This is a genomic window from Sinomonas soli, assembly GCF_054782415.1.
In genome coordinates, this window is the sequence record NZ_BAAGSN010000048.1 from 1 (window position 1) to 3621 (window position 3621).

Annotated in this window: 2 rRNA genes; both read right to left on the reverse strand. The window is 61.3% G+C overall.

What is annotated here, in order from left to right:
* Positions 1 to 1603, reverse strand: a 23S ribosomal RNA gene (locus ACYVKZ_RS21060); the annotation flags it as partial.
* A gap of 548 nt (positions 1604 to 2151) precedes the next feature.
* A 16S ribosomal RNA gene (locus tag ACYVKZ_RS21065) occupies positions 2152 to 3621 on the reverse strand; the annotation flags it as partial.

A 3621-nucleotide genomic window follows, 5' to 3' on the forward strand; every position in this document is an offset into this window, starting at 1 on the left:
GCCCCGCGGTGCCCTCCCGAAGGAGGACGGTGCGGGGTCCGGGCGGTCAGCATCGGCTGTCCGGCATGGGCGGTCCTTCGCCGGTACGGGAATATCGACCCGTTGTCCATCGACTACGCCTGTCGGCCTCGCCTTAGGTCCCGACTTACCCAGGGCAGATGAGCTTGACCCTGGAACCCTTGATCATCCGGCGGACGGGTTTCCCACCCGTCTTTCGCTACTCATGCCTGCATTCTCACTCGTGCGGCCTCCACCCCTCGGTCACCCGGGGGCTTCACTGCCCGCACGACGCTCCCCTACCCAGCCCCACCCCTGAACCACGAAGGCTAGGGTTCGCGTGGGACTGCCACGGCTTCGGCGGTGTGCTTGAGCCCCGCTACATTGTCGGCGCGGAATCACTTGACCAGTGAGCTATTACGCACTCTTTCAAGGGTGGCTGCTTCTAAGCCAACCTCCTGGTTGTCTTCGCAACTCCACATCCTTTCCCACTTAGCACACGCTTGGGGGCCTTAGCCGGTGGTCTGGGCTGTTTCCCTCTCGACTACGAAGCTTATCCCCCGCAGTCTCACTGCTGCGCTCTCACTTGCCGGCATTCGGAGTTTGGCTGACGTCAGTAACCTTGTGGGGCCCATCGGCCATCCAGTAGCTCTACCTCCGGCAAGAAACACGCAACGCTGCACCTAAATGCATTTCGGGGAGAACCAGCTATCACGGAGTTTGATTGGCCTTTCACCCCTACCCACAGCTCATCCCCTCCATTTTCAACTGAAGTGGGTTCGGTCCTCCACGACGTCTTACCGTCGCTTCAACCTGGCCATGGGTAGATCACTCCGCTTCGGGTCCAGACCACGCCACTGAACGCCCTGTTCAGACTCGCTTTCGCTACGGCTCCCCCACACGGGTTAACCTCGCGACGTGGCACTGACTCGCAGGCTCATTCTTCAAAAGGCACGCCATCACCGCACCCCCAGCGGGGCCGGCTCTGACGGTTTGTAGGCGCACGGTTTCAGGTACTGTTTCACTCCCCTCCCGGGGTACTTTTCACCTTTCCCTCACGGTACTTGTCCGCTATCGGTCATCGGGTAGTATTCAGGCTTATCAGGTGGTCCTGACAGATTCGCACGGGATTTCTCGGGCCCCGTGCTACTTGGGGACACCGGCAAGGACGGCAGACCAGCGTTACGGCTACGGGACTCACACCCTCTACGGCCGGCCCTTCAAGACCGTTCGCCTACACTGCTGCACTCGCCCCCGACCACCGGCAGATGATCGAAGCCAGGCCCCACAACCCCCTGCGCGCAACCCCTGCCGGGTATCACACGCGCACGGTTTGGCCTAATCCGCGTTCGCTCGCCACTACTGACGGAATCACTGTTGTTTTCTCTTCCTGCGGGTACTGAGATGTTTCACTTCCCCGCGTTCCCTCCACACCGTCTATGCGTTCAACGGCGGGTCACCGCATCAAGTGCGGCGGGGTTCCCCCATTCGGAGACCCTGGGATCACAGTCCGGTTATCGACTCCCCCAGGCTTATCGCAGATTCCCACGTCCTTCATCGGCTCCCGATGCCAAGGCATCCACCGTGCGCCCTTGGAAACTTCAACACAGAAGAAACCACAAAGGGCGCACACACACGCAAAAACATGCATGCACACACCTACAAGAAAACTCGACCCACCACACCACGGCACCACCAGCACCCCCGAAAGGGGACAGGCAGGCCGGCGCGGCGGGAAGAAATTGCTAGATGCTCGCGTCCACTATACAGTTCTCAAACAACAACCCCCACAACCTGCACCCATGCGGCAGGACGCCGCACGGCACGGGAAGGCGGGAACCACGCCCCCGCACCGGCCCCGACAGGGACCGGCAGCATAGAAGGGGGCGCAGGGCGTGTTGCCCCAGGACCCAACAGTGTGCCAAGGACCCCACCCCCCGGAAACCCGGCCCGGAACCTCTTCCAACCACCGCACACGAAGGCGCGGGGCGTACTGGGGCCACAGGCCGTGCCAGGGGCACGGGCCACGAATCCGTCGATGTTCCACCCATGAGCACCCGCCGGGAGACGAACGCTCCCGCAGCAGGCCGCATATACCCCCCGCACCGGCACGGCCCATGCGGGCCGCCCCCGGCCAGGGGCGCTGCTCCTTAGAAAGGAGGTGATCCAGCCGCACCTTCCGGTACGGCTACCTTGTTACGACTTAGTCCCAATCGCCAGTCCCACCTTCGACGGCTCCCTCCCACAAGGGGTTGGGCCACCGGCTTCGGGTGTTACCGACTTTCGTGACTTGACGGGCGGTGTGTACAAGGCCCGGGAACGTATTCACCGCAGCGTTGCTGATCTGCGATTACTAGCGACTCCGACTTCATGGGGTCGAGTTGCAGACCCCAATCCGAACTGAGACCGGCTTTCTGGGATTGGCTCCACCTCACAGTATCGCAACCCTTTGTACCGGCCATTGTAGCATGCGTGAAGCCCAAGACATAAGGGGCATGATGATTTGACGTCGTCCCCACCTTCCTCCGAGTTGACCCCGGCAGTCTCCCATGAGTCCCCACCCGAAGTGCTGGCAACATGGAACGAGGGTTGCGCTCGTTGCGGGACTTAACCCAACATCTCACGACACGAGCTGACGACAACCATGCACCACCTGTGAACCGGCCCCGAAGGGAAGCCCCATCTCTGGGACGGTCCGGCACATGTCAAGCCTTGGTAAGGTTCTTCGCGTTGCATCGAATTAATCCGCATGCTCCGCCGCTTGTGCGGGCCCCCGTCAATTCCTTTGAGTTTTAGCCTTGCGGCCGTACTCCCCAGGCGGGGCACTTAATGCGTTAGCTGCGGCGCGGAAACCGTGGAATGGCCCCCACACCTAGTGCCCAACGTTTACGGCATGGACTACCAGGGTATCTAATCCTGTTCGCTCCCCATGCTTTCGCTCCTCAGCGTCAGTTACAGCCCAGAGACCTGCCTTCGCCATCGGTGTTCCTCCTGATATCTGCGCATTTCACCGCTACACCAGGAATTCCAGTCTCCCCTACTGCACTCCAGCCTGCCCGTACCCACTGCAGACCCGGGGTTGAGCCCCGGGCTTTCACAGCAGACGCGACAAACCGCCTACGAGCTCTTTACGCCCAATAATTCCGGATAACGCTCGCGCCCTACGTATTACCGCGGCTGCTGGCACGTAGTTAGCCGGCGCTTCTTCCGCAGGTACCCTCACCCCGAAAGGCTTGTTCCCTGCCGAAAGGGGTTTACAACCCGAAGGCCGTCATCCCCCACGCGGCGTCGCTGCATCAGGCTTCCGCCCATTGTGCAATATTCCCCACTGCTGCCTCCCGTAGGAGTCTGGGCCGTGTCTCAGTCCCAGTGTGGCCGGTCACCCTCTCAGGCCGGCTACCCGTCGTCGCCTTGGTAGGCCATTACCCCACCAACAAGCTGATAGGCCGCGAGCCCATCCAAGACCGCACAAGGCTTTCCACCCCCCACCATGCGGCAGGAAGTAGTATCCGGTATTAGACCCAGTTTCCCAGGCTTATCCCAGAGTCAAGGGCAGGTTGCTCACGTGTTACTCACCCGTTCGCCACTAATCCACCCCGAAGGGCTTCATCGTCCGACTTGCAT